General features: G+C 71.7%; 19 protein-coding genes. 17 read left to right on the top strand and 2 right to left on the bottom strand.

Annotation, left to right across the window (positions count from 1 at the left end):
- The first annotated feature begins 3 nt into the window (after positions 1 to 3).
- From O7629_RS21765 to O7629_RS21750, 4 genes are all read left to right on the top strand, one after another.
- Positions 4 to 681 carry a methyltransferase domain-containing protein gene (locus O7629_RS21765; protein WP_278174622.1) on the top strand — a complete coding sequence of 226 codons (678 nt, stop codon included), beginning with the start codon at positions 4 to 6 and terminating at the stop codon, positions 679 to 681.
- A 241-nt stretch (positions 682 to 922) separates the two neighbouring features.
- Entirely contained in the window at positions 923 to 2,230 is a 1,308-nt protein-coding gene (locus tag O7629_RS21760) for a CehA/McbA family metallohydrolase (protein WP_278171371.1), read from the top strand.
- 82 nt (positions 2,231 to 2,312) lie between these two features.
- Positions 2,313 to 2,669, top strand: coding sequence for a PadR family transcriptional regulator (locus O7629_RS21755; protein WP_278171370.1), 357 nt, complete (start codon positions 2,313 to 2,315; stop codon positions 2,667 to 2,669).
- 5 nt (positions 2,670 to 2,674) lie between these two features.
- Entirely contained in the window at positions 2,675 to 4,867 is a 2,193-nt protein-coding gene (locus tag O7629_RS21750; protein WP_278171369.1) for a hypothetical protein, read from the top strand.
- A gap of 273 nt (positions 4,868 to 5,140) precedes the next feature.
- Here the strand turns inward: O7629_RS21750 and O7629_RS21745 are convergent, their stop codons facing one another.
- Positions 5,141 to 6,127, bottom strand: a complete 987-nt coding sequence (locus O7629_RS21745; RefSeq protein ID WP_278171367.1) for an NAD(P)-dependent alcohol dehydrogenase — start codon at positions 6,125 to 6,127, stop codon at positions 5,141 to 5,143.
- Between the two features lie 154 nt (positions 6,128 to 6,281).
- Here O7629_RS21745 and O7629_RS21740 point away from each other — a divergent pair, with 154 nt between their 5' ends.
- From O7629_RS21740 to O7629_RS21695, 10 genes are all read left to right on the top strand, one after another.
- Positions 6,282 to 7,871, top strand: a complete 1,590-nt coding sequence (locus O7629_RS21740) for a phospholipase D-like domain-containing protein (RefSeq protein WP_278171365.1) — start codon at positions 6,282 to 6,284, stop codon at positions 7,869 to 7,871.
- Positions 7,872 to 7,943: 72 nt separating this feature from the next.
- On the top strand, positions 7,944 to 9,209 hold the full coding sequence (locus tag O7629_RS21735) for a phosphatase PAP2 family protein (RefSeq protein ID WP_278171364.1): 1,266 nt from the start codon (positions 7,944 to 7,946) through the stop codon (positions 9,207 to 9,209).
- The gene (locus O7629_RS21730; RefSeq protein ID WP_278171362.1) at positions 9,170 to 9,511 is read left to right on the top strand and encodes a hypothetical protein; all 342 of its coding nucleotides are present in this window, start codon (positions 9,170 to 9,172) and stop codon (positions 9,509 to 9,511) included. Before O7629_RS21735 ends, O7629_RS21730 begins: the two co-directional genes overlap by 40 nt.
- A 320-nt stretch (positions 9,512 to 9,831) precedes the next feature.
- Positions 9,832 to 10,908, top strand: coding sequence for a BMP family ABC transporter substrate-binding protein (locus tag O7629_RS21725; RefSeq protein ID WP_278174621.1), 1,077 nt, complete (start codon positions 9,832 to 9,834; stop codon positions 10,906 to 10,908).
- Positions 10,909 to 11,063: 155 nt separating this feature from the next.
- The gene (locus O7629_RS21720; RefSeq protein WP_278174620.1) at positions 11,064 to 12,644 is read left to right on the top strand and encodes an ABC transporter ATP-binding protein; all 1,581 of its coding nucleotides are present in this window, start codon (positions 11,064 to 11,066) and stop codon (positions 12,642 to 12,644) included.
- Positions 12,641 to 14,008: an ABC transporter permease gene (locus O7629_RS21715; protein WP_278171361.1), complete on the top strand. Its 1,368-nt coding sequence runs from the start codon at positions 12,641 to 12,643 to the stop codon at positions 14,006 to 14,008. Before O7629_RS21720 ends, O7629_RS21715 begins: the two co-directional genes overlap by 4 nt.
- Positions 14,009 to 14,022: 14 nt before the next feature.
- The gene (locus tag O7629_RS21710; RefSeq protein WP_278174619.1) at positions 14,023 to 15,291 is read left to right on the top strand and encodes an ABC transporter permease; all 1,269 of its coding nucleotides are present in this window, start codon (positions 14,023 to 14,025) and stop codon (positions 15,289 to 15,291) included.
- Between the two features lie 100 nt (positions 15,292 to 15,391).
- Entirely contained in the window at positions 15,392 to 16,213 is an 822-nt protein-coding gene (locus O7629_RS21705; protein WP_278171359.1) for a cytidine deaminase, read from the top strand.
- Positions 16,214 to 16,304: 91 nt separating this feature from the next.
- A complete protein-coding gene (locus tag O7629_RS21700) occupies positions 16,305 to 17,627 on the top strand; it encodes a thymidine phosphorylase (RefSeq protein WP_278171357.1) in 1,323 nt (440 codons plus the stop codon).
- Positions 17,628 to 17,749: 122 nt separating this feature from the next.
- Complete coding sequence (locus O7629_RS21695) at positions 17,750 to 18,430, top strand: DUF4272 domain-containing protein (RefSeq protein ID WP_278171355.1); 681 nt, start codon at positions 17,750 to 17,752, stop codon at positions 18,428 to 18,430.
- 11 nt (positions 18,431 to 18,441) lie between these two features.
- Here the strand turns inward: O7629_RS21695 and O7629_RS21690 are convergent, their stop codons facing one another.
- Positions 18,442 to 19,350: a putative RNA methyltransferase gene (locus O7629_RS21690; protein WP_278171354.1), complete on the bottom strand. Its 909-nt coding sequence runs from the start codon at positions 19,348 to 19,350 to the stop codon at positions 18,442 to 18,444.
- A 101-nt stretch (positions 19,351 to 19,451) separates the two neighbouring features.
- Here O7629_RS21690 and O7629_RS21685 point away from each other — a divergent pair, with 101 nt between their 5' ends.
- The 3 genes from O7629_RS21685 to O7629_RS21675 all read left to right on the top strand — a co-directional run bounded on the left by O7629_RS21685 (position 19,452) and on the right by O7629_RS21675 (position 24,841).
- Positions 19,452 to 20,531, top strand: a complete 1,080-nt coding sequence (locus O7629_RS21685) for an adenosine deaminase (RefSeq protein WP_278171353.1) — start codon at positions 19,452 to 19,454, stop codon at positions 20,529 to 20,531.
- Between the two features lie 405 nt (positions 20,532 to 20,936).
- Positions 20,937 to 24,440, top strand: coding sequence for a nitrate- and nitrite sensing domain-containing protein (locus O7629_RS21680; RefSeq protein WP_278171352.1), 3,504 nt, complete (start codon positions 20,937 to 20,939; stop codon positions 24,438 to 24,440).
- On the top strand, positions 24,437 to 24,841 hold the full coding sequence (locus tag O7629_RS21675) for a roadblock/LC7 domain-containing protein (protein WP_278171351.1): 405 nt from the start codon (positions 24,437 to 24,439) through the stop codon (positions 24,839 to 24,841). The genes O7629_RS21680 and O7629_RS21675 overlap by 4 nt, the downstream gene beginning before the upstream one ends.
- The last annotated feature ends 28 nt before the right edge of the window (positions 24,842 to 24,869 follow it).

Raw genomic sequence — 24,869 nt, 5'->3', positions numbered from 1 at the left:
GACATGACCGGACAGGGCAGCGCCAGTCGTCCCCACCAGCACTACCTGCCCGCGATGGGGCGGCAGTGGTTGCTGCCGCTGTACGACCCGTTCAGCCGGCTCGTCGGCGCGGGGCGGGTGCACCAGCAGTTGCTCGACCGGGCCGAGATCCGGCCCGGCCAGCGTGTGTTGGAGATCGGCTGTGGCACCGGCAACTTGCTGCGGGCGCTGCTGCGCCGGCAGCCGGACGTCGACGCTGTCGGCATCGACCCGGACCAGGGTGCGCTGCGGCTGGCCCGGCGCAAGGCCGCCCGCGCCAAGCTGCCGATCCGCTACGAGGTCGCCTTCGCTGGCGACCTGCCGCTGCCCGACGCCAGCGTCGACCGGGTGTTGTCCGCGTTCATGCTGCACCACCTGGCCGATGAGGAACGGGGCCGCACGCTGCGGGAGGTCCGCCGGGTGCTGCGCCCCGGTGGCCAGTTCCACGTCGTCGACATCGACGGTACGGCCCCGGGCCACGGGTCCGGACGTCTGCACAACGATCCCCGGGTGGTGGCCAGCCGGCCCGAGCGGGTGCTGGCCGCGCTCGCCGAGGCCGGCCTGATCGGCGGTACGGAGAACGGCCGCAGTCGTGGTCGGCTCGGTCGACTCGCCAGCTTCGTCTTCTACCGCGCCACCGGCCCTGCAGAGCACCGCAAATAGGGTCGGCGGCGCGGTAGCACCCTGCTCTGGCGCCAAGTGGGTCGCGCCAGTCAGGCACCTTGCTCCATGATCACTTGACGTTCTGCTGGGCGACACGCCGACGCTCTCCCAGCTGCAGGTTAAGTGATCATGCCGAACCACAGTCGGCGGGTGGGCCCCGTCGGGTGAGACGTGTGGTGTTCGTCTGCCGGACAACTCGGTGCAGCGTGCTGGAAAGACTTATATCGATCTAATGATTGGCATGAGTGGATCACACCCCCACCACTGCCATCACACACCCGACGACCACCAGACGGGCCAGCTGCCGTACGGCCAGATCGACCCCGCCTCGCACCCGGCCGGCGGCCTCGGACGCAGATCAATGCTGGCCGCCGCCGGCGGCATGCTGATGCTCGCCGCCGTCCCCGGCACCGCGCGGGCCGCCACCGCGATGACAGCCGGTGCGACGTCGGCCGGTGCGTCGGCCGTGGCCGCGCCCGGCGCGTCCCGGGCGTCGCGGATCAGCCAGGGGACCACCCTGGTCCACGCCGACCTGCACAACCACACCGTCATGTCCGACGGGGACGGCAGCGCCGACGACGCGTTCGCCTCGATGCGCGAGGCCGGGCTCGACGTCGCCGCGCTCACCGACCACGCGACGATGTTCGCCATCAGCGGGCTCAGCCAGTCCGAGTGGCGGGCCACCGGAGACCTCGCCAACGCGGCCGACGACCCCGGCCAGTTCACCGCGATCCGCGGCTTCGAGTGGTCGCACCCGTTGCAGGGCCACATCAACGTGTGGAACACCTCGGACTTCGCCGACCTGCTGCGGGCCGGCAGCCCCGGCAGCCTCTACCGGTGGCTGGTCGGGCGGCCGGGTGGCCTGGCCAGCTTCAACCATCCGGGCCGGGAGATCGGCCGGTTCGACAACTTTTCGTACGACGCCTCGGCCCGCCCGCAGCTCGTCGGCCTGGAGATGTTCAACCGCACCGACGATTACCTGTTTGAAGGCTGGTCGTCCCGGACGGCCTCGCCGCTGGTGGCCTGCCTCAACGCCGGCTGGCGGCCCGGTCTGACCGGGGTCACCGACGAGCACGGCACCACCTGGGGCTTCCATGAGGGCAAGGGCCGCAGCGGCCTGTGGGTCGCCGAGAACACCCGCGCGGCGGTGTTCGAGGCGATGGCGGCCCGTCGCTGCTTCGCCACCCGGGTATCCGGACTGCGGCTCGACGCGACCGCCAACGGCGTACGGATGGGTGGGGTCCTCGGCCTGGCCGCCGGTGACGTCCGGTTCCAGGTGGACCTGGACCGGGGTGCGGTCTGGGACGGCAAGCCGCTGCGGATCCAGGTGCTGCGCCCCGGGACCTCGGTGCCGACCGTCGTCGACGTCGTCGACACCGTCGCCGGGTCGGTCGCCGACTTCACCGTGCCGCTCGACGTCGCCGACGGCGACTGGGTCGTGCTGCGGGTCTCCGACCCGGAGCTGGTCAACCCGACGCCCGGCCCGGCCGGGCACCCGTGCAACGACTTCGGGGTGGCGTACAGCAGTCCGTGGTGGCTGCAACCCTGAACAGTGGCCGCGAAGGCGTCTTGGCGCAGCCAGGTCGGATCGGGGGATGGACCCTATGTAGCGAAACGAGTATGGTCCATCCATGACCGAACGTGTCCGGGTCACCACCAGCGTGGCCCAGGTGTTGGCGGTGCTGCTCGATGACCCGCAGACTGGCCGGTACGGCCTGGAACTCATGCAGGCCACCGGTCAGCCCAGCGGCACCTTGTATCCGATCCTGGCCCGGCTGCAGGAAGCAGGCTGGCTACGGGCCGACTGGGAGGACATCGACCCCAGCACAGAAGGACGGCCTGCCCGGCGCTACCACCGTCTGACACCGGAGGGGGCGGTGGCGGCCCGCGCCGAGCTCGCGGCCCTGCGGGCGAAACTGCGCCCGCGCGGCGCCGGTGGCACTCGGGCCGCCGACGCCGCGACCTTCACGTCGGCGCCGGGGTGGTGAACGGCGTGTCCCAGCGGATCGCCGATTGGCTGCTGGCCGTGGCGGCACGGCGTTGGCCGGCACACCTGCGCGAGGAGATGAGCCGGGAGTGGGCCGGCGAGCTACACGCACTCGGCCATGAGGAAAGCGTTGTCGCTGCGCTACGGAAGTGGCGGCAGCTTCGCTTCGCGGCCAGTCTCGCGCTCGCCCGCCCACCAGGTGCCGACCCGGCGCCGCTGCCCTGGCTGCGCGGACCGTCGCAGGTACGGGCACACGCGGGATGGTTGTTCCTCGCGCCCCTGTTCAGCCTGGTGCTGGCAATGGCGGCGACGGTCTCCCTGGGGCCGTTGACCGGTTGGCTGCGGTACACGCCTGCCACGGCGATCTCCCTGTTGGCCCTGAACTACGTGGTTCATGTGGCCCTCGCGGCAACGGTCGGCACGCTGCTGGCCCGGCGGCTGCTCCGGCGGCGTGCCGGCCGGGCGCTCGGCGTGGCAGGCTGCGGGTGGGCGACGCTACCGGTGATCGCCGGCCTGCTCGCCGTCGATGTGCTCGCGCGTGCCGTGAACCAGGTCTGGGACGGCGCCTTGTTCGCCGTCGTCGCAGCCCTGTGCCTGTCGGTGCTGCTCCCGCCGGTGGCGGCGGGTGTCGCCGCGCTGTCCCGCCGGGCGCGTCGGGTGTCGGCCACCATCCTGGCCGGGCTCGCCGCTCCTGCCCTGACGCTGGCTACCGCCTACGCCATGGTGCTGCAGGCACCTCAGACACCGGCCGTGGCGGCAGGACGGCCCTGGTGGTGGCTGGCATACCTCGGCCGAGGGCCCTTACTGTTGTTTTCCTACCACGACCAGGGCGACTCGCTGCCGATCGAGACCGTTCTGCCGGTCCTGCCCGGGCTCGTGTTCATCGCGGTGGTGCTCGCGCTGGCCCACACGGTACGGCTGGCCAGACCGCTCCGCTCTGCCGCGTCCGCAGTGCCGAGCACGTCCGCAGTGCCGACCGCGTCCGCAGCGCCGTCCGCGACTGTGACTCCAGCGATTACCCCGCTGTCCGCGATCGAGCCCAATCAGGTCAGGGCCAGCCAGGTCCCGGCCGCTGCGCGTGGCCCATGGTGGCACCGCGTCGCATTGGCAGGCGCGATCTACTCGGTCCTGGCCTGGGCGGTGACGCTGACCTACCTGACGCCCAACATCGGGGTGCAGAACTCCTGGCCCAGCCGGATAATGCCGGACGGCTCGCTGCTGCCCCCGCAGCCCGCCGGCTGGCCCGGGTGGTCGGGTGAGGAGGAGCGGGTGTGGATGCATGAGCTTCAGCTCTCCGGCATCGTCTGTGCCGCCCTGTGCATGCTCCTCGCCGCCGCCTACCGTGGCCGACCCCTGCTGCCGACGTTGGCCGGTTCGGCCGTACTGCTGGGGGTGAACATGGCGGTGGTGCGCGGCGGCTGGACGACGCCCCGGTTGCTGCCCTGGCTCGCCGCGGGCGGGATCATCCTCGGCATCGCCGTCTGGACGGCCTCGACCAACCCGGCCGTGACCCGGCGGCCACCCCGGCGACCACGCCGGCTCGTCATCACCATCACCGTGCTGGCCGCGTTCCTCGTCCCGGGCGGCTTCCTCGCCCGGTTGTACCTGGGGGACAGGCAGGCGCCGCCCGTCCTGCTGCTGGTCGCAGTCGGCCTGCCGACCGTACTCGCCATTGTCGCCGCCATGGGTGTCCTGGCCACGTCCAGTCGCCAGTTGAGCGGGCCGTACTGGCGGCTACCCGCCACCTTCGCACTGCTGACCGCCATCGGTGGTGTCCTCTACTACCAGTACTCTCCCGAGCCCACCCTCTCTGGAGAATGGCTGATGGTCGACTACCTGTCCGTCACGGCGGCACCGGGACTGGCGGTCCCCGTAGCGGCCTGGACGATCGTCGCGATCCGCGGCCGAACTGCCTCCCTGCGACGCCTCGGGCAACGGATGCTCCTCGCCCTGCCGCTGTTCATCGTCGGGATCCTCGCCACGCCCGGCACCGTGACCGTCGGCGTGGTCCTGTCCCTGCTCGTGCTCTTCCCGATGGAGTACGGGCGAGCCTACGACGGTGTGCCGTACCTACCGGGCGCGATCGCCGTCGGTCTGCTGCTCGGATTCATCACCGCAACCCGCCTCGACCGACCTGGACCATCCCCGTCACCAGCCACCCATGACAACCCCGCACCTGCTCAGCTTCCGTCCGGCTGAGCCGCCGACCGGTCCTGACGTCACCCGAGCGGCGGCCGTAACGAAGGGGATCGTCAGGCACGCCCCGGCCGCTCGACACAGCGCCACCTCATCGGGTCGGGGTACCGGTTCGGGTTTGATGCCACAGGTGCATCTTGATGCACCTGTGGCATCAACCCTGCGAAGACACCTTGGGTTCCCGAGCCGCGTGCACGGCGCGTCGCCACTCAGGGCTTGTGCACCGCTGCCACCTCGGTGACAAACACCGATCACGCGGCCGGCCCGAACACCGGCTCACCAAGGCGGGGCGTCGCCGTCCACCACGGTGATCACGACGTTGCCGACCTTGTGCCCGCTGTCGGCGTACCGGTGGGCCTCGACGATCTCGGCCAACGGGTAGCTGCGGTCGATGACGACCCGGAGCCGGCCGTCGCCGAGCAGGTCCCGCAGCGCGGCCAGGGCGGTGTGCTTGCGTACCGACATCCCGGTCCGGACCCGCCGGCCGCCGCCGACAGCCGTGCCGGCCGTCAGCAGGCTGTTCGTCATCAGCCCGGTCGTCGGCAGGTAGCAGCCGCGCCGGGCGAGCACCGGCCGGCACCGGGCGAACGAGCTGCGACCGACCGTGTCGAAGACCACGTCGTAGCGTTCGCCGCTGGCGGTGAAATCCTCGGCGGTGTAGTCGAACACCCGGTGTGCGCCGAGCGAGCCGACCAACTCGGCGTTGCGGCCGCTGCACACGCCGTGCACCTCGGCGCCGAGGTGCTTCGCGAGCTGGACGGCGTACGTGCCGATGCTGCCGGAGGCGCCGACGACCAGCACCTTCTGGCCGGGTCGCAGGCCGGCCAGGTCATGCAGGAAGTGCCAGGCGGTGGTGAAGCCGTCGACGGTCGCGGCAGCCTGCGGGTACGTCACATTCGCCGGCATCGTTGTCATCGACGCCCGCTCCGACAGGCACTTGTACTCGGCGTTCGCCCCGACGCCGAAGCCGGTGAAGCCGAAGACCCGGTCGCCGACCCGGAACCGGCTGGCCGCCGGCCCGGTCGCGGTGACCTCGCCGGCGAACTCCAGCCCGAGCACCCGGATTCCCTTGCGCGGACGACGCAGACCGATGATCGCCCGGCCCCACCGGGGCTCACCCCGGCGCATCCCGCACTCGGCGGAGGTCACCGTGGTGGCGTGCACCCGGATCAGCACCTGGTCGCCACGGGGTACGGGTGTCGGCAGATCGACCTGGGTGAGCACGTCGGGCGGGCCGTACGCGTCGAACATCACCGCTCGCATGCGGGCGATGATGCTGCAGACGCGCTGTGAGCATGCTGAGGACGGGCGGGGCTGCCCCGTCGCCGCAGCGACCGCACCATCGGGGCAGGTGTCGCCGGCCGCGTTCCGGGGTAGCTGCAAGCCGACCGCGCCGACCGGCCGGAGGGAGGTACGGATGCCGATCGACGACTGGTTCCTCACCGGGGAGCAGCGTGGCAACCCGGCCTCTGGGTTGCCGGCGTGGTCCGAGGGCAACCAGGTACGCGTACACGTGCACGGGGCCGCGTACTTCGACCGCCTGGTCGAGGTCGTCGCCGCGATGGGCGACGGCGACCAGTTGTTCTTCACCGACTGGCGGGGCGACCCCGACCAGCGGCTGCGCCCGGACGGGCCGACCGTGGCCGATCTGCTCTCCGCCGCCGCTGGCCGGGGCGTGGCGGTCCGTGGCCTGGTCTGGCGCTCCCACCTCGACGTGCTGATCTACAGCGCGGAGCAGAACCGCAACCTGGCCGAGGAGATCAACGACGACGGTGGCCAGGTGCTGCTCGACCAGCGGGTACGCCGGTTCGGCTCGCACCACCAGAAGCTGGTGGTGGCCCGCCACCCCGGCCGGCCGGAACGGGACGTCGCCTTCGCCGGCGGGATCGACCTGTGCCACAGCCGGCGCGACGACGCCGCCCACCTGGGCGATCCGCAGCCGGTGAGCATGTCGCCCCGGTACGGCGACCGGCCACCCTGGCATGACGTCCAGTTGGAGCTGCGCGGCCCGGTCGTCGCCGCGCTCGACCTGACCTTCCGGGAACGGTGGACCGACCCGGCCGCGCTGCGGCGGGGCAACCCGGTCGCGATGCTGCGGGACCGGCTGGCCGGGCGCCCGGCCCGGGGCGGGCCGCTGCCGGCACCGGCGGACCCGCCGGCGGCCTGCGGCCCGCACGCCGTGCAGGTGCTGCGTACCTATCCGGCGAAGTCACGGCCCTACCCGTACGCGCCGCACGGCGAGCGTACGGTGGCCCTCGGCTACGCCAAGGCGATCCGTCGGGCCCGCCGGCTGATCTACCTGGAGGACCAGTACATGTGGTCGTCGCAGGTCGCGCAGTTGTTCGCCGACGCCCTGCGGGCCAACCCCGACCTGCATCTGATCGTCGTGGTGCCGCGTCACCCCGACGTGGACGGCCGGCTGGCGCTGCCGCCGAACGTGGTCGGCCGGGAACACGCCATCGACGTCTGCCGCCGGGCCGACCCGGACCGGGTGCACGTGTTCGACGTGGAGAACCACGCCGGGACCCCGGTGTACGTGCACGCGAAGGTGTGCGTCGTCGACGACGTCTGGGCCAGCGTCGGCAGCGACAACTTCAACCGGCGTTCCTGGACCCACGACAGCGAACTGTCCTGCGCGGTCCTCGACGACACCCGGGACCCGCGTGCCCCGTACGACCCGGCCGGGCTGGGCGACCACGCCCGTACCTTCGCCCGGGATCTGCGGCTCACCCTGCTGCGCGAGCATCTGGACCGGGCCCCGGACGGCAGCTGGGACCACGACCTGCTCGACCCGGCCGACACGGTCCGGGCCGTCGGCGCGGCGGCGGACACGCTGGACGCCTGGTACCGCGACGGCCGCCGGGGGCCGCGGCCGGCCGGGCGGCTGCGCCGGCACGACCCGGCGAAGCTGTCCACGTTCACCCGGGCGTGGGCCACCCCGCCGTACCGCCTGTTCTACGACCCCGACGGTCGACCGCGACGGCTGCGCCGCACCGCGACCTGGTGACCGGTCCCCGACCGACTGGTGGATTCACCCGCCGGTTTGGGGCAGCCGCGTCAGCGGGTAGCGCAGCCGGGCATGGCTGTGCTCACTGCGGGTGGCGGCGTCGGGAGCGAGGTGCTGCACGGAGTCACCGACTTCGGCGGCGACATCATGCTGGTACGGGTACTGCTGCTGGCTACCGCGTACCTGCTGATCCGTCGGCGGCCCCGGCTCGCCGGATACGTCGTGGTCACCGCCGGCGGCGCGGTGGCCTTCCAACTGGTCGAGCTGAGCTTGTCCAGCCGGTCGGCGGTCGCCTCGGTCGTGGCGTACGGCGTACTGCTGCTGGTGTTTCTGCCGGCGGCGGCACCTCGGTGGCGGATACCGGCTGTCGTCACCGCCGCGTCGCTGGCCATCGGGTTGGAGGTGCTCCGTTGGCTGCTCGGTGGGCCGCCGCTCGGCGCCGTCGCCGTCGGCTGGCTGCTGGGTCTGGGCTGGCTGGCGGTGACCGTGGCCGGCTACCGCCGGCTGACCGGCGACGACCTGTTGGCCGTCGGGGCCACGCCTGAGGGCCGGAGCCGGGTCGACCAGGGTCTGCGGGCCGCGCCGAACGAGCAGACCGTCCTGCCCCGGCCCTGGCGGACCGCCACCTGCCTGGCGGCGGCCTGGGTGTTCACCTTCGGCCTGTTGGTCGGTGCCGGCCTGCTGGTCACCGGACCGTTGGCCGGTTCCGCGCTGGTCGCCGCCGACCAGGCGGCGGTGGAGTGGTTCGTCGCGCACCGCGACAGCACGCTCGATCCGGTCGCGGCGGCCGGCAACCGGTTCGGCGACACCAACTGGTCCACGGCCGGGGCTCTCGGCGCCGGGGTCGTGATCGTCGCGTCACGTCGGCGGCTGCGACCCGTGATCTTCCTCGCGGCGGTGATGGTCGGTGAGATCACGCTGTTCCTTGCCTCGTCCGGCGTGGTCGCCCGCGACCGGCCCGCTGTGCCGCGGCTCGGGGAGGAGATCCCGCCGACGGCGAGTTTTCCGTCCGGGCACCTGGCCGCGCCGGCGTGCCTGTACCTCGCCGTCGCCCTGCTGGTCTGGCACTGGTCCCGAGGCTGGCCACGCTGGGCGGCGGTCGTGGCCGCCGTGCTCGCGCCGACCGGCGTCGGGCTGTCCCGGCTCTACTGGGGGGTGCATCATCCGCTCGATCTGGCCGGCAGTCTGCTGCTCGCCGGGTGCTGGGTGGGTGCCTGCTGGTGGACGATCCGGCCCGTCCCGGCCGCGTCGGACCCCGGGGGCGGTCCGGGCGGCCACGGTACGGGAGGATGCAGGTCGTGGAAGCTCTCAGACTCGTACTGCTCTACGCCCACCTGATCGGGTTCGCGTTGCTGCTCGGTGGTGCCGCCGTCCAGTGGTTCAGCGGTCACATCCGGATCAACCCGGCCATGCTGTGGGGTGCGGTCATCCAGGTGGTCACCGGCATCGGGCTGTCCGCGCCGCTGCGCGACGGCGCCGAGCCGGCCCCGGCGAAACTCGTTACCAAACTGGTGCTCGGGCTCGCCATCCTGGCGATGGTCTTCTTCTCCCGTAAGCGCGAATCGGTCAACAAGGGGCATTTCCTGGCGATCATCGTGCTGACGTTGGTCAACGCCGCCGTCGCCGTCTTCTGGCGCTGACACCACGCCACCGTACGGCGACCGACCGTGCCGTCACCTGCCCCGGTCACGACCGGGTGAACCGCCGACGACCCGCTGCCGCCCCTTATAGGGTCGGCGGCGGGAGCGATGCTGCGGATCCGTGGGTGACCTCCCGCACGGGAGAGTTACGCGAGGGTAACGGCGGCTCAACAGTCGTGCACGATTGTCGGCCGGTGGACGGGACCGCGCGTACGCTCCCGTCCAAAGTACGTCCGGTCCGACCGGCCGGGTGGGGACGCGATGCCGCGACAGTCTGCGGTGTGCAATGGAAGGAGACCGTCTTGCGCGCTACGCGTGGGATGCGGATCGTCTCGATGTTCGCGGCGGGTGGGCTGGCGCTCACCGCTGCCGCGTGCGGCGAGGCACCCGATAACGAAGGCACGGACGGCACCGGTGGCGAGCCCACCGAGGCGTACAAGGCGTGCATGGTGACCGACGTCGGCGGCATCGACGACCGGTCCTTCAACGCCTCGGCCTGGGCCGGCATCGAGGCGGCGCAGAGCGAGAACGACGCGGTCGACGGGGACTACGTCGCCTCCAGCGCCGAGGCCGACTACGAGCCGAACCTGACCGGCTACGTCACCGGGGACTGCGACTTCATCCTCGCCGTCGGCGGCCTGATGGGCGACGCCACCAAGGCGGTCGCCGAGGCCAACCCGGACCAGCAGTTCGGCATCGTCGACGCCACGACCGGCCAGCCCAACGTCTACCCGATGCAGTTCGACACCGCCCAGGCCGCGTTCCTCGCCGGCTACCTGGCGGCCGGCTTCTCCGAGAGCGGCGTCGTCGGCACCTACGGCGGCCTGCCGATCCCGCCGGTGACCATCTTCATGGACGGCTTCGTCGACGGCGTCGCCCACTACAACGAGGTCAAGAGCGCCGACGTGCAGGTGCTCGGCTGGGACAAGGCGACCCAGAACGGTTCGTTCACCAACGACTTCGTCAAGCAGGACGAGGGCAAGAAGGTCGGCGACAGCCTGGTCGCCCAGGGCGCCGACGTGATCATGCCGGTCGCCGGTGGCGCCGGGCTCGGCACCGCCGCCGCCGCGCAGGCCGCCGGTGGCGCGTACAGCGTCATCTGGGTCGACGTCGACGGCTGCGAGAGCGCCGAGCAGTACTGCGACACCTTCCTGACCACCGTGGTCAAGAACATCCCGGACGCGGTGAAGCAGGCCGTGCTGGCCGGCGCGAACGGCGACGAGCTCAGCGCCGACCCGGGCTACCTGGGCAACCTGGAGAACAACGGCGTCTCGCTGGCCCCGTACAACGAGTTCGAAGACCGCGTCTCCGACGAGCTGAAGGCCGAGGTCGAGCAGCTCAAGGCGGACATCATCGCCGGCACCATCGAGGTCACCTCCGCCGCGCAGCCGGAGTAACCGGCGGCTGGCGCGCCGGGGCTGCCCCGGCGCGCCTCGCGAGCGACACCCCGCCCCTGTCACCGGGGTCCACAGACCCCGGTGACAGGGGCGGCCTCAGCCATCGACCCCTCCGGGCACCCGCCGGTGGCCCGGAGTCTCCCCGGGAGGCTCCGCTGAGACTCGAACTGCGCGGCATCACCAAACGCTTCGGCGACCTGGTCGCCAACGACCACATCGACCTGACCGTCGAACCGGGCGAGATCCACGCCCTGCTGGGCGAGAACGGCGCCGGCAAGTCGACCCTGATGAACGTCCTCTACGGGCTGCTGCAGCCGGACGAGGGCGAGATCCTGGTGGACGGCACCCCGATCAAGATCCGCAGCCCACGGGACGCCATCACCGCCGGCATCGGCATGGTGCACCAGCATTTCATGCTGGTGCCGGTGCTCACCGTGGCGGAGAACGTCATGCTCGGTGCCGAACGCACCCGGGGCGGGCTGCTCGGCTTCCTAGACCAGCGACGGGCCCGCGCCGAGGTGGTCGACGTCTCCAACCGGTACGGCCTGGCGGTCGAGCCGGACGCGGTGATCGAGGACCTGCCGGTCGGCATCCAGCAGCGGGTGGAGATCGTCAAGGCGCTGACCCGCGACGTCGACCTGCTGATCCTCGATGAGCCGACCGCCGTGCTCACCCCACAGGAGACCGAGGAACTGCTCACCGTGATGCGGTCGCTGAAGGCGGCCGGCAAGTCGATCGTCTTCATCACCCACAAGCTCGGCGAGGTGAAGGCGATCGCCGACCGGATCACGGTGATCCGGCGAGGCCGTACGGTCGCCACCGCCGAGCCGACCGCGAGCCGCGACGAACTGGCCGCGCTGATGGTCGGCCGCAGCGTCAGCCTCACCGTGGACAAGACCCCGGCGCAGCCGGGCGACCCGGTGCTCGAAGTGGCCGGCCTGGTCGTCGACGACGAGCGCGGCGTACGGGTGGTCGACGGGGTCGACCTGACCGTACGGGCCGGCGAGGTGCTCGGCATCGCCGGAGTGCAGGGCAACGGCCAGACCGAACTCGTCGAGGCGATCATGGGCCTGCTGCCGTCGGCGGCGGGCACGGTCACCCTCAACGGCGAGCGGATCGACGGCTGGAGCACCAAACGGGTGCTCCGCGCCGGGGTCGGCTACGTGCCGGAGGACCGCAGCATCGACGGCGTGGTCAAGGAGTTCAGCGTCGCCGAGAACCTGGTGCTCGACCTGTACGACCAGCCGCCGTTCGGCTCCGGTCTGGCGCTGCGGCCGGCGGCCATCGCCGCCTCCGCGACCGAGCGGATCGCCCAGTTCGACATCCGTACGTCCTCGGGACAGGCGGCGGTCGGCACCCTGTCCGGCGGCAACCAGCAGAAGGTGATCGTGGCCCGGGAGCTGAGCCGGCCGCTGAAGCTGTTCATCGCCGCCCAGCCGACCCGGGGCGTCGACGTCGGCTCCATCGAGTTCATCCACGGGCGGATCATCGACGAACGCGACGCCGGCACCGGCGTCCTGGTCGTCTCCAGCGAACTGGACGAGGTGATCGGGCTGGCCGACCGGATCGCGGTGATGTACCGCGGTCGGATCATCGCCGTGGTCGGACCGGACACCCCACGGGAACGGATCGGCCTGCTGATGGCCGGGGTCACCGGCAGGACCGAGCCCGCCGGCGACCCGGTCGACCCGCCGGTGGCGCAGGAACCGCCGGCAGAGCAAGAAGGGACGCAATGAGCAGCGACAACGGCTCGTCGGCCGGTTCGCCGGACAAGCCGCCCGCCGACGCCGAGCCGGCGGCCGCCGCGCACGCCGCCGTCGACGCCAGCACCGCGGCCGACGCCGAGCCGCCCGCCGGCACCGGCCCGCCCGCCCCCGGCGGTGACTCCCTCGGCCAGCGCTTCCTGCACAACCTGTGGGCCGCCAACACCGTCACCGTGACGGTGCTCGCGCTCCTGCTGGCCGTCGTCATCGGCGGCGTACTGATGATCATCTCCGACCCGGAGGTGCTCGCCACCTACACCTACTTCTTCGCCCGCCCGGCCGACGCGCTGTCCGCCAGCTGGACCCTGGTCAGCGAGGCGTACGCCAACCTGTTCAAGGGCTCGGTGATCGACCCGGCGGCGGTACGGTCCTGGATCGCCGGGGACACCGAGTGGTCGACGGTGTTCCGGCCGATCTCCGAGACGCTGACCTACACCGCGCCGCTGGTCTTCACCGGGCTGTCGGTGGCGTTGGCCTTCCGGGGCGGCCTGTTCAACATCGGCGCCCAAGGGCAGGCGATCATCGGCGTCGTGGTGGCCGCGCTGGCCGGATTCCTGCTGCCACTGCCGCTGGTGCTGCACGCGGTCGTCGCGGTGCTGGCCGGGGCGCTCGGCGGCGCGCTGTGGGGCTTCTTCCCCGGATTCCTCAAGGCCCGTACCGGCGCCCACGAGGTGATCACCACGATCATGCTCAACTACGTGGCGCTGTACTTCCTCACCTGGATCATCGTGCAGCCCGGCGTGCAGAACCCGGACCGGCCGGACGCGATCAGCCGGCCGGTGGACACCACCGCCCAGCTGCCCCGGCTGCTCGGCGACGGGCTGCGGGTGCACGCCGGCATCCTGCTGGCGGTCGCCGTCACCGCCGCCGTCGCGTGGCTGCTCAACCGATCCACGTTCGGCTTCGAACTGCGCGCCGTCGGCGCCAACCCGGACGCCGCGCGGACCGCCGGGATCAGCGTCACCGGCACGTACGTACTGCTGATGGTGGTCGCCGGCGGGCTCGCCGGGCTGGGCGGCGCCAACATGGTGCTCGGCAGTACGGCGAACGCGTTGACCCCGCTGGTCGCGGCCCAGATCGGCTTCGACGGCATCCTGGTCGCCCTGCTCGGCCGGGTCAGACCCTGGGGCGTCGCGCTGGCGGCGCTGCTGTTCGGGGCGCTGCGGGCCGGTGGCAACGCGATGCAGTCGGGTTCCGGCATCTCGCTGGAACTGGTCACCGTGCTCCAGGCGTTGATCGTCATCTTCATCGCCGCCCCCGCCCTGGTGAAGGCGATCTTCCAGCTCCGGGCGGCGCGGTCCGCCCGGTTGCAGACCAGCATGGCGAAGGGCTGGTGACCGCGTTGTCCACCATGATCGCAACTGACGCACCGGTGGCTGTGGCACAACGGTTCTGGAGCCGTACCCGGATCAGCGGTGCCGTCCTGGTCGCCGCCGGCGTGGTCGCGGCGGCCGTCTTCGGCTCGCTCGCCGCCGAGCAGCAGGCCCGGTTCACGCTCAGCGAGACCGCTGGCGGGGCCGCGCTGCGGATCCCCGGCAACCTGGGCGCGGTGCTGTTCGGTCTGGCGACCCTCGCCGCCGGCGCGCTGCTGCTCAGCCCGTACGGCGCCCGCTGGTTCCGCTGGCTGCTCGGCGTCGGCATCGTCGGCTTCGTGGTCAGCTTCCTCTGCTGGCAGATCTCCACCGCGCCGACCGGGCAGAACTTCATGCCGATGGTCAACATCGTCCGGGGCACCTTCCTGCTGGCGTTGCCGCTGATCTTCGGCTCGTTGGCCGGGGTGCTCTGCGAACGCTCCGGGGTGGTCAACGTGGCCATCGAAGGCCAGCTGCTGATGGGTGCGTTCGCCGGTGCGCTGATCGGCACCATGTCCGGCAACGTCTGGGTCGGGCTGATCGCCGCGGCCCTCGGCGGGGCGTTCATCTCGCTGCTGCTGGCCCTGTTCGCCATCCGCTACCTGGTCGACCAGGTGGTCATCGGCATCGTGCTGAACCTGTTCGCGATCGGTCTGACCGGCTTCCTCTACGAGCGGTTGATGCAGACCGACCAGCCGGCCTACAACCAGCCGCCGCACTTCGGCACCTGGGAGATCCCGCTGCTGTCCGACATCCCGGTGCTCGGGCCGGCGTTGTTCCGGGGCAGCATCTTCCTCTACCTGGCGCTGATCCTGGTCGTGGTGATCAACGTGGCGTTGTTCCGGACCCGGTGGGGGCTGCGGACCCGGTCGATCGGCGAACATCCGATCGCGGCGGACACCCTCGGCGTACGGGTGCTGGGGCTGCGCTACCGCAACGTGCTGCTGGCCGGCATGGTGGCCGGGATCGGCGGCGGGTCGTACACCCTGCTGCTCTACTCGTTCACCAAGAACATGATCGGCGGCAAGGGCTTCATCGCCCTCGCCGCGATGATCTTCGGCCGGTGGAGCCCGACCGGGGCGCTGCTGGCGTCGCTGTTCTTCGGCTTCGCCGACCAGCTCGGCGCCTACCTGGGGGCGATCAGCAGCGCCATCCCGAGCCAGTTCCTGGCGATGCTGCCGTACCTGGCGACGCTGCTCGCGGTCGCCGGACTGGTCGGCCGGGTACGGGCACCGGCCGCCGACGGCAAGCCCTACATCAAAGCCTGATCAACGCCGGTTACCGTTTACTACTGGCCGGTCAGGTCCGGTCGTACGAACCGGGCCGACCGGCCGGTGGCGGTGGCCGGTGCAGGTGAGGAGGGCAGTCGTGGAGATCGACTGGGTGGAGCTGCGGCGGGCCGCGACCGAGGCGATGCGGCACGCGTACGCGCCGTACTCGAACTTCCCGGTCGGCGCGGCCGGGCTGGTCGACGACGGCCGGGTGGTCGTCGGCTGCAACGTCGAGAACGCCGCGTACGGCGTGGTGCTCTGCGCCGAGTGCGGTGTCGTCTCGTCGCTGCACAGCACCGGCGGTGGCCGGCTGGTGGCGTTGTCCTGTGTCGGCGGGGACGGTCAGCCGCTGATGCCCTGCGGGCGCTGCCGCCAACTGCTGTGGGAGCACGGCGGGCCGGAATGCCAGGTCGAGGCGCTGCCGGCGCCGTTGACCGTGGCGGAGCTGCTGCCGCACGCGTTCGGCCCGGCGGATCTCGCGGCCGCCGCGCTCGCCCCCGGCGTCGGCGTCGGCCGGGGCACCGGTCGCGGCGCCGGTCGTGGCGCGGTGGAGCGGGACCGGGTCGGCCCCGAGCACGTCGGGCGGGCCGACGCCGCCGGCCGCCCGGTGGTGGCGCCGGACACCGCGGTGCCGGCCCGGCTGGCCAAGTGGCGGGGCCGGGGCACCGTCTTCGTACACCCCGACTCGGCCGGCGGCGAGCTGGTCTGGACCGGCTACTGGGAACGGTCCGAATCTACCGGCGAGGCGGCCGGCTCGGGCATCCTGGAGGAGGCGCCGAGCTGGCCGTCAGCCGAGTCGGTGGTGGCCTGGGGCCGGGCGCGCACCCACCGGGTGGTGGTGGTCGATGCCGACGGCGGGGTCTCCTGGGCCGGCGAGGGTGACCCGCCGACCGAGGTGAGCACCCGCTGGACCGGCTGATCGAGCGCGGCAGCACCGCGAGCACCCGGCAGCCGATTTCCTACCCCGCCCTCTCCAGCGTCGCCCGCGACCCTGGAGCCATCGTGAAGGTATGACCGACTTGTCTAGTGACAGCACCAAGATAGCCGGCGTCGTGGACGTGATCCGCACCAAACGCGACGGCGGCCGACTCAGCGACGCCCAGATCGACTGGACCATCGCCGCGTACACCCGGGGTGAGATCGCCGACGAGCAGATGTCGGCGCTGGCCATGGCGATCCTGCTGCGCGGCATGGACACCGCCGAGATCGCCCGGTGGACCGCCGCCATGATCGCCAGCGGCGAGCGGCTCGACCTGTCGGGCGTCGCCCGGCCCACCGTCGACAAGCACTCCACCGGCGGCGTCGGAGACAAGATCACCCTGCCGTTGACCCCGCTGGTCGCCGCCTGCGGCGCCGCCGTACCGCAGCTGTCCGGCCGAGGGCTCGGCCACACCGGCGGCACCCTGGACAAGCTGGAGTCGATCCCCGGCTGGCGGGCGGACCTGACCAACGCCCGCTTCGTCGACCAACTGCGCGACGTCGGCGCGGTCATCTGCGCGGCCGGCGACGGCCTCGCCCCGGCCGACCGCAAGCTGTACGCGTTGCGCGACGTCACCGGCACCGTCGAAGCGATCCCACTGATCGCCAGCTCGATCATGAGCAAGAAGATCGCCGAAGGCACCGGCGCGCTGGTCCTCGACGTCAAGGTGGGCAGCGGAGCCTTCATGGCGTCGGTCGCCGACGCCCGGCAGCTCGCCCGCACCATGGTCGACCTGGGCGCCGCACACGGCGTCCGCACGGTCGCCCTGCTCACCGACATGTCCACCCCGCTCGGTCGGGCGGTCGGCAACGCGGTCGAGGTGACCGAGGCGGTGGAGGTGCTCGCCGGCGGCGGACCGGCCGACGTCGTCGACCTCACCCTCGCGCTGGCCCGCGAAATGCTGGCCGCCGCCGGCCTGCCCGACGCCGACCCGGCCGCCGCGCTGCGCGACGGCCGGGCGATGGACACCTGGCGGGCGATGATCGCCGCCCAGGGCGGGAACCCGCACGCCCCGCTACCGGTCGCCGCCGAAACCGAACTGGTCCGCGCCGACCGGGACGGCTACGTCGCCGCGGTCGACGCCCGCGCGATCGGGGTGGCCGCCTGGCGGCTCGGTGCCGGCCGGGCCCGCAAGGAGGATCCGGTCAGCGCCGCCGCCGGAGTGATCCTGCACCGCCGGCCGGGGGAGCCGGTCCGGGCCGGCGACCCCCTCGTCGAGCTGCGCGCCGACGACCCCGGTCGGATCGCCGACGTGCTGCCGGCCCTCTCCGGCGGGTTCGGCCCGACGGATCCCGTTCAGCTCACCGACGCGCCACCGGCGACCACCGAGCTGGTCGTCGACCGGATCGCCTGATCCGCCGCGACCGGCGTACCGACACCCCTTGTCGTGGTACCCGTGACACAGAGCGGATATCCTGCCTCGCCGGGGGTCCGTTCAGGAGAGAAGCCGACGCCGACTAGCAGGGAACGAAGCCTGTGACCGTACTCGCTCCTGACCCCCGGGCCATTCGCGCGGAGAGTCTCGACGAGCTGCGCCGGCTCCGCCTACCGTTGCCTCCGGCCGGCTTTCCGCTGGTCTGGGAGCCGGGCGACGGGGTCGAGCTGCGGCCCACCCCGGAGATCGAGGCCCGCACCGCGATCCTGCATCTGGTGCTGGCCCGCTGCTTCGGGATGCCGCCGCAGGCGGCGATGAGCTGGCTGCTCAACTCGCATCTGGTCGAGCTGGTCACCCCGCCGGAGTGGCAGTTCGTCATCGGGGGGCGCGGCGACCACCGCTCGTTCGTCCTGCACCACGACGCGATCTTCGCGTTGGCCTGGGTGCTGGGGCTGACCCGGCATCTCGACCCGGTCGCGGTCTCCGACGACCGGCTGATGGCGTTGCTGCCGAACCTGGCGGCCGGCGAAACCTTCGCCCAATGGCGCTCCCGGACCCTCGTCGCCCCCCGCGACGCGGCCGAGGCCGCCGTACTGCTCGACTTCTACTACTGCCTGGACTGGGGCTACCTGGAGGCGGAACGGCGGGGCGACCCGTTGCCCGGGGTGGTGGACGCCAACGCCATCGGGCAACGGCGGTGGGCCCTGGAATGGGCGGTCGTCTTCCGTGGCCCGTACCACGACGCACCGCCCGGCTGGGAAGAGGTCGACCTGTCGACCTGACCGGTCCTCGGTCAGCTGCCCGGCCGGCAGCGGTAGACCGCCAGTTGGACGGCGGCGGTGACGGTGACCGGTTCCGGCAGCGCGGCGATCGCCGAGGCCAGGTCGGCCGGGTCGGTGTGCCGGGCGCTCGGCCCCATCCGTACCAGCGCGGTGACGTCGCGGTGCGACAAGCGCAGCCGTCGGCGCAGGACGTGCAGCGCGACCCGGTCGAAGTGGTGCCGCAGCGCCGCGCCGGTACGGTCGTCCTTCGCCGGGTCCACCCGGAGCAACCCGAGGGGGCCGATCACCTCGCCGAGATGGTCGGGCAGCGGGGTGACCACGATCAGCGCGCCGCGCGGCCGCAGGATCCGGGCGAACTCCCCGCCGTTGCGCGGAGCGAACACGTTCAGCACCAGGTCGGCACAGGCGTCGGCGACGGGCAACGGCCGCCAGGTGTCGCAGCGGACCGCGGCGGCCGACGGATGGGCGCGGGCGGCCCGGCGTACCGCCGCCTTGGACAGGTCCAGGGCGAGTCCGACAGCACCGGGCAGCGCGTCGAGCACCGCCGCGAGGTAGGCCCCGGTTCCGGCACCGGCATCGACCACGATCGGCCCGGCCCGGTCGTCGGGGGCCGGGCTGCCCACCGCCTCGACCAGCCCCGTGGCGACCATGTCGAAATGCCCGGTCCGAAGAAACTCGTCGCGGGCAGCGACCATCTCGGCGGAGTCGCCGGCGTGCCGGACCCGGCCGGTCATCAGGTCCACGTAGCCCTGCCGGGCCACGTCGAAGCTGTGTCCAGCCGGGCAGCGCAGTGCCCGTACGGCGCCGGCGCCGTCGGCGTTGCAGTTGGTGTCGCCAGCGCGGGGGACGCCGCCGTCGTGGGCGGCGAGCGGCGCGCGGCAGACCGGGCAGCGCAGGTACGGCAGTACGTCGGTGAGCATCGTAGACATCCTGCCTGGCTGGTGACCGGCACCCGCGCCGGCATCGGCGATACCCGTGTCCCGTGCCGGAGTGCGACGTCGGAACCCACTACCCTCCACCCATGGTGGCTGTTTCGTTGGCGGAGATCGTTCGGGCGCCGAAGGTGCTGCTGCATGACCATCTGGATGGTGGGTTGCGGCCGGCGACGGTGGTGGAGTTGGCGGACGAGGTGGGTCATGTGTTGCCGGTGACGGATCCGTCGGAGTTGGGTCGGTGGTTCGTGTCGGCGGCGGATTCGGGGTCGTTGGAGCGGTATCTGGAGACGTTTGCGCACACGGTGGCGGTGATGCAGACGGAGGCGGGGTTGTTCCGGGTGGCGGCGGAGTGTGCGGTGGATCTGGCGGCGGACGGGGTGGTGTACGCGGAGGTGCGGTTCGCGCCGGAGCAGCATCTGTCGCGGGGGTTGGGGTTGGGTCAGGTGGTGGAGGCGGTGTTGGCGGGGTTCGCGGCGGGGTGTGCGGAGGCGGCGGAGGCGGGTCGGGTGATCCGGGTGGGGACGTTGTTGACGGCGATGCGGCATGCGGCGCGGTCGCAGGAGATCGCGGAGTTGGCGGTGCGGTACCGGGATGTGGGGGTGGTGGGGTTCGATATCGCGGGTGCGGAGGCGGGTTTTCCGCCGACGCGGCATTTGGACGCGTTCGAGTTTTTGCAGCGGGAGAATTTTCATTTCACGATTCATGCGGGTGAGGCGTTCGGGTTGCCGTCGATTTGGCAGGCGATTCAGTGGTGTGGTGCGGATCGGTTGGGGCATGGGGTGCGGATTGTGGATGACATCGAGGTGGGTGGGGGTGGGGTGCGGTTGGGGCGGTTGGCGTCGTATGTGCGGGACAAGCGGATTCCGTTGGAGTTGTGTCCGTCGTCGAATGTGCAGACGGGTGCGGTGGGTTCGATCGGTGAGCATCCGGTGGGGTTGTTGCGTGATCTGCGGTTCCGGGTGACGGTGAACACGGACAACCGGTTGATGAGTGGGACGTCGATGTCGCGGGAGATGTGGTTGTTGGTGGAGGCGTTCGGGTGGGGGTGGTCGGAGTTGCGGTGGTTGACGGTGAACGCGATGAAGAGTGCGTTCATCCCGTTTGACGAGCGGCTGGCGGTCATCGACGACGTCATCAAGCCCGCGTACGCCAAGCTGATCGGCTGACCTGGTAGCCGGCCCGCCGGCGGCCCGTCGGCCGCCGACAGCGGTCCCCCGTTCGGGCCACCGGTAGCCGGCCACCCGGTCGGTGGCTGGTCGCGGAGGGCTATGTCCGGCGGGTCCCATCGGTGGTGGCGGCTCGACGTGGTGGGCGTAAGATGCTCGTCGCGCTCCGAGAGCACAGTTGCTCTCGAAGCCGGCAACACGGACCGAAGCGTTCACTTAGCGTAATCAGGCAAGTGCTATTTGTCATATGTCGGGATAACCATCGCATCACACTCGCAGTGACGAGCCACCTGGGCTTTCTCTTTGCGTGGCGTCGTGATGGAATCTCGGGGGTCCGATCCGCCCGGGTCGGCCGATGGGCGGTGTCCGGTGCAACGGACCGGCACCGATGAGGAGGGCGGTGACGTGAGCGAGCGGCCGAAGACGGCAGATTCATTCCTGTCGCGTCTCCGCCGGCCGGTTGGCCGGCTCAACGATCTGCCGATCTGGTCCAAGCTCGGTCTGATCATGATCGTGCCGACCCTGGCGACGATCGTGGTCGGCACCAACGGCCTCATCGGGCACCTGGAGACCGCCGGGAACGCGTCCCAGGCGCGCACGCTTGCCACGTTGGCCGCCGCCTCCGGCGACCTGGTCCACGACCTGCAGAACGAGCGGGCCGCCGCAGTGCTCCTGCTCGGCACCGGGAACGAGCAGCGCCGGCAGGGCTACCTCGATGCGTACAACGCCCTGCACGAAACCGTCGACGAGGCCCGGACGCCGTACTCGCAGCGCCGCGCGGAGCTGACCGACCTGCCGGTGAACTTCCGTAACCTGCTCTCCCGGATCGACCAGAACCTCGCCGACCTGCCCGGGGTACGCAGCCAGGTGGTCAACAGCGCCACCGCTGACGGCACCTACCGTCTCACCGAGGCTGCCCGCGCCTACGAGGTGCTGCTCAGCGACCTGCTCGACATCCGCGACTCGGCCGCCCAGCTGGCCAACGACACCGAGCTCAGCGACCACATGCGGGCCGCCGCTTCGCTGGCCCGCAACAAGGAGTTCCTCTCCCGCGAGCGGATCGTCGTGCTGCGGGCGTTCAGCCAGAACGCGTTGACCCCGTCACTGCGTACCGACTACATCAGTACCCGGGCCGGCCAGGCCCAGTCCCGGCAGAGCTTCGAGGCTGCCGCCACCCAGGACGACCTGGAGTTCTACAACCAGACGGTGGCCGGACCGGCGCTGCGGGAAGCGGACACCTACGGCGGTTTCATCCGGGGCCAGAACGAAGAGTCGATGCGTGACACGCCGTTCGACGCCGACGCCTGGGACGCGGCGCTGACCGGACACGCGGACCTGATCCGCACCGTCGAGCAGAAGATCGACGGCGACGTGGTCAACGAGGCCACCATCCTGCGCGACGACGTACAGCAGCAGTTGTTGGTCGAGACGATCCTGCTGCTCGTCGTTCTGCTGCTGGCGATCCTCTTCGCCGCTCTGGTCGCCCGGGCGATGGCGCGTTCGCTACGTGAACTGCGCCAGGGCGCGCTCGCCGTGGCCCAGCACGGTCTCCCGCATGCTGTTGCCCGACTGCGGGACCCGCAGGTCACCGCGCAGAGCTCGCCGATGCAACTGGCCAACCAGATCGCCGAGCCGCTGCCGGTCCGCAGCAAGGACGAGTTCGGTCAGGTGACCGAGGCGTTCAACGCGGTCCACCTGGAGGCGGTGAAGACCGCCGCCGAACAGGCCGCACTGCGTTCCTCGGTGTCGACGATGTTCGTCAACCTTGCCCGCCGGTCACAGATCCTGGTCGACCGGCTGATCGGCCACCTGGACCGGTTGGAGCGCGGCGAGGAGGACCCGGACCGGCTTGGCGAACTCTTCCAGCTCGACCACCTTGCCACCCGGATGCGGCGGAACGACGAGAACCTGCTGGTTCTCGCCGGCGCGGACTCTACCCGCGTGCAGCGTGAGCCGGCGGCACTGATCGACGTGCTGCGCGCCGCGCAGTCCGAGGTCGAGCACTACACCCGGATCGAATTCGGGATGGTCGACCGGGACATCGAGGTCGCCGCGCACGCCGTCAACGACCTGGTCCACCTGGTCGCCGAGCTGTTCGACAACGCCACGGCCTTCTCGCCGCCGGACTCGCAGGTGATGGTCGAGGCCCGCCGGGTCGGCGACCGTGCCGTGCTCTACGTCGAGGACCGCGGTATCGGCGTCAGCGCCGACCAGCTGCGGGAGCTCAACGACCGGTTGGCCAACCCACCGATGGTCGACGTGGCGGTGTCCCGGATGATGGGTCTCGTCGTGGTCGCCCGGCTGGCCAAGCGGCACGGTGTCAAGGTCGAGCTGCGCCCGGCCGCCGACCGGGGCACAGTCGCCGACGTCACCCTGCCGACCTCGGTGCTGATTCCGCGGGCCCTCGCCGGCCGCAACGCCGCCCCGGCCACGTTCGGCTCCGGTGGCGGCCAGGAGATGCCCGCCGTCGCCCGGCCGTCGTTCGCCGCACCCCTTGCGCTGGAGGGCGGCAACGGGCCGTCGGGCGGTGGCTTCGGCGGCCGACCGGCCGAGCCGCCGGCACCCGCCGGCCCCCCGCCGCGACCGTTCGAACCGGCGCCGATCAACGGTGGTGGCCCGGCGACACCGCCGGCCGCCCCGGCCCGCCCGATGCCAGCCTGGTCGGACCTGACCGGAGCGACCAACGGCACGAACGGTGCCAACGGCTCCGACGTGCTGGGAGCCCCGCCGGCCAATGGTCAGCAGCGCACCGGTCCGCTACCACAGCGCCGATCCAACGATCACTGGACAGTCGACGGCGAGGTGACCGGAGCAGCGCCTACCAGCGGCATTCCGCGTCAGGCCGCCACCTCGCCGGAGACCCACGGCGCGCCGACCGGCCACCAACCGGTCAGCGGGCAGCCGTACGTCCCGCCGGTCTCCGCGCCCCCGGTGCGGCCGTTCTCGGCTCCGCCGGTGCCGCCGACAGCGGCCCCGCAGCCCGCCGCGTTCCAGCAGCCGGCCAGCTTCCAACGCCCACCGCAGCCACCGGCGCACCAGCAGCGGTCGGCGACACCGCCGCCGGCCGCTCCGGCGCCTTCGGCCGCGCCGCCGCCCAGCGCGGCACCACCGGCCTGGCCGCCGGTCGCGGCAGAGCAGCGGGACACTCCGGCACCGCCGGTGCCGGAGAAGCTCGCTGCGGCGCTGGACATGACCGCCGAACTGCCGAGGGTGTCCCGGTCGGGTCCGGACAACGCGGCGACCGCCCAACACCCGACGGTCACCCCGCCAGCGGCACCCAAGCAGTTCGCCGACGAGACAATGGAACTGCCGATCTTCCGCGAGCTGGAGTCGGCCTGGTTCCGGACCCGGCGCCCCACCGCGGACGAAGCGCGGGCGGCGGCGGGGGCGATGATCAAGCAGTCCGGTGGTGCGGCCTCGACCGCCACCACCCAGCCGATCGCCAAGGTGGACGCCTCCCGGCCTCCCGCTCCGGCGTCGGAAGCCGGGGCGACCACGGCCGGCAGGCCCGGTTCGGCGTTGCCGCGCCGGCCGGAGCCGGTGGCCGCCACCTCGCGGCCGGCTGCCGCCGGTGGCGGGGGTGGCGAGGGTCCGCCGGACAGTTGGCAGACTGCCGCAGACGACGGCTGGCGCGCGGCAAGCGCTGCGGCTGATGTCGAAGTGGCCGAAAAGACCCAGGCGGGCCTGCCGAAGCGGGTCCCGATGGCACAGCTAGTACCAGGTGGCGTAGACAAGGCGTCAAGTTCGGTACAGCGTCGCACACCGGAAGCGGTCCGTGGGCTATTGTCCGCGTACCACCGTGGTGTGCAACGCGGCCGTACTCAGCCCAAGGACGACCACTCGACCAACCCGGGGGCGACCCCGGGAGGGCAGCAATCCTCGCAGGCTGGCAAGGAGCATGAGGGATGACAACTACGCAGGATCTCGGTTGGCTGCTGGCCAACTTCGCCGATCGCGTGCCGGGGGTCGCTCACGCGATTGCGGTCTCAGCGGACGGTCTGCTCCTGGCGGCGTCCCGGGATCTTCCCCGGGACCGTGCGGACCAGCTCGCGGCCATCGCCTCCGGACTGGTCAGCCTCACCCAGGGCGCGGCGCGGTGTTTCGAGGGTGGTGCGGTGCTGCAGACAGTGGTTGAGATGGACAACGGCTTCCTCTTCCTCATGTCGATATCGGACGGTTCGTCGTTCGCGGTACTGGCCGCTCGAAGCTCCGACGTCGGCCAGGTGGGGTACGAGATGGCCCTGCTGGTGGACCGGGTTGGCGAGGCGCTGACGCCAGCGCCCCGCACGGCCGCTGGAATGCTGGGCTGACCACGCTGACGAGACCGGTGCCGGCGTC

This window comes from Solwaraspora sp. WMMD792 (genome assembly GCF_029626105.1).
GTDB lineage: Bacteria > Actinomycetota > Actinomycetes > Mycobacteriales > Micromonosporaceae > Micromonospora_E.
Note: the sequence above shows the minus strand (reverse complement) of the source record. Positions and strands in the feature narration are given on the sequence as shown.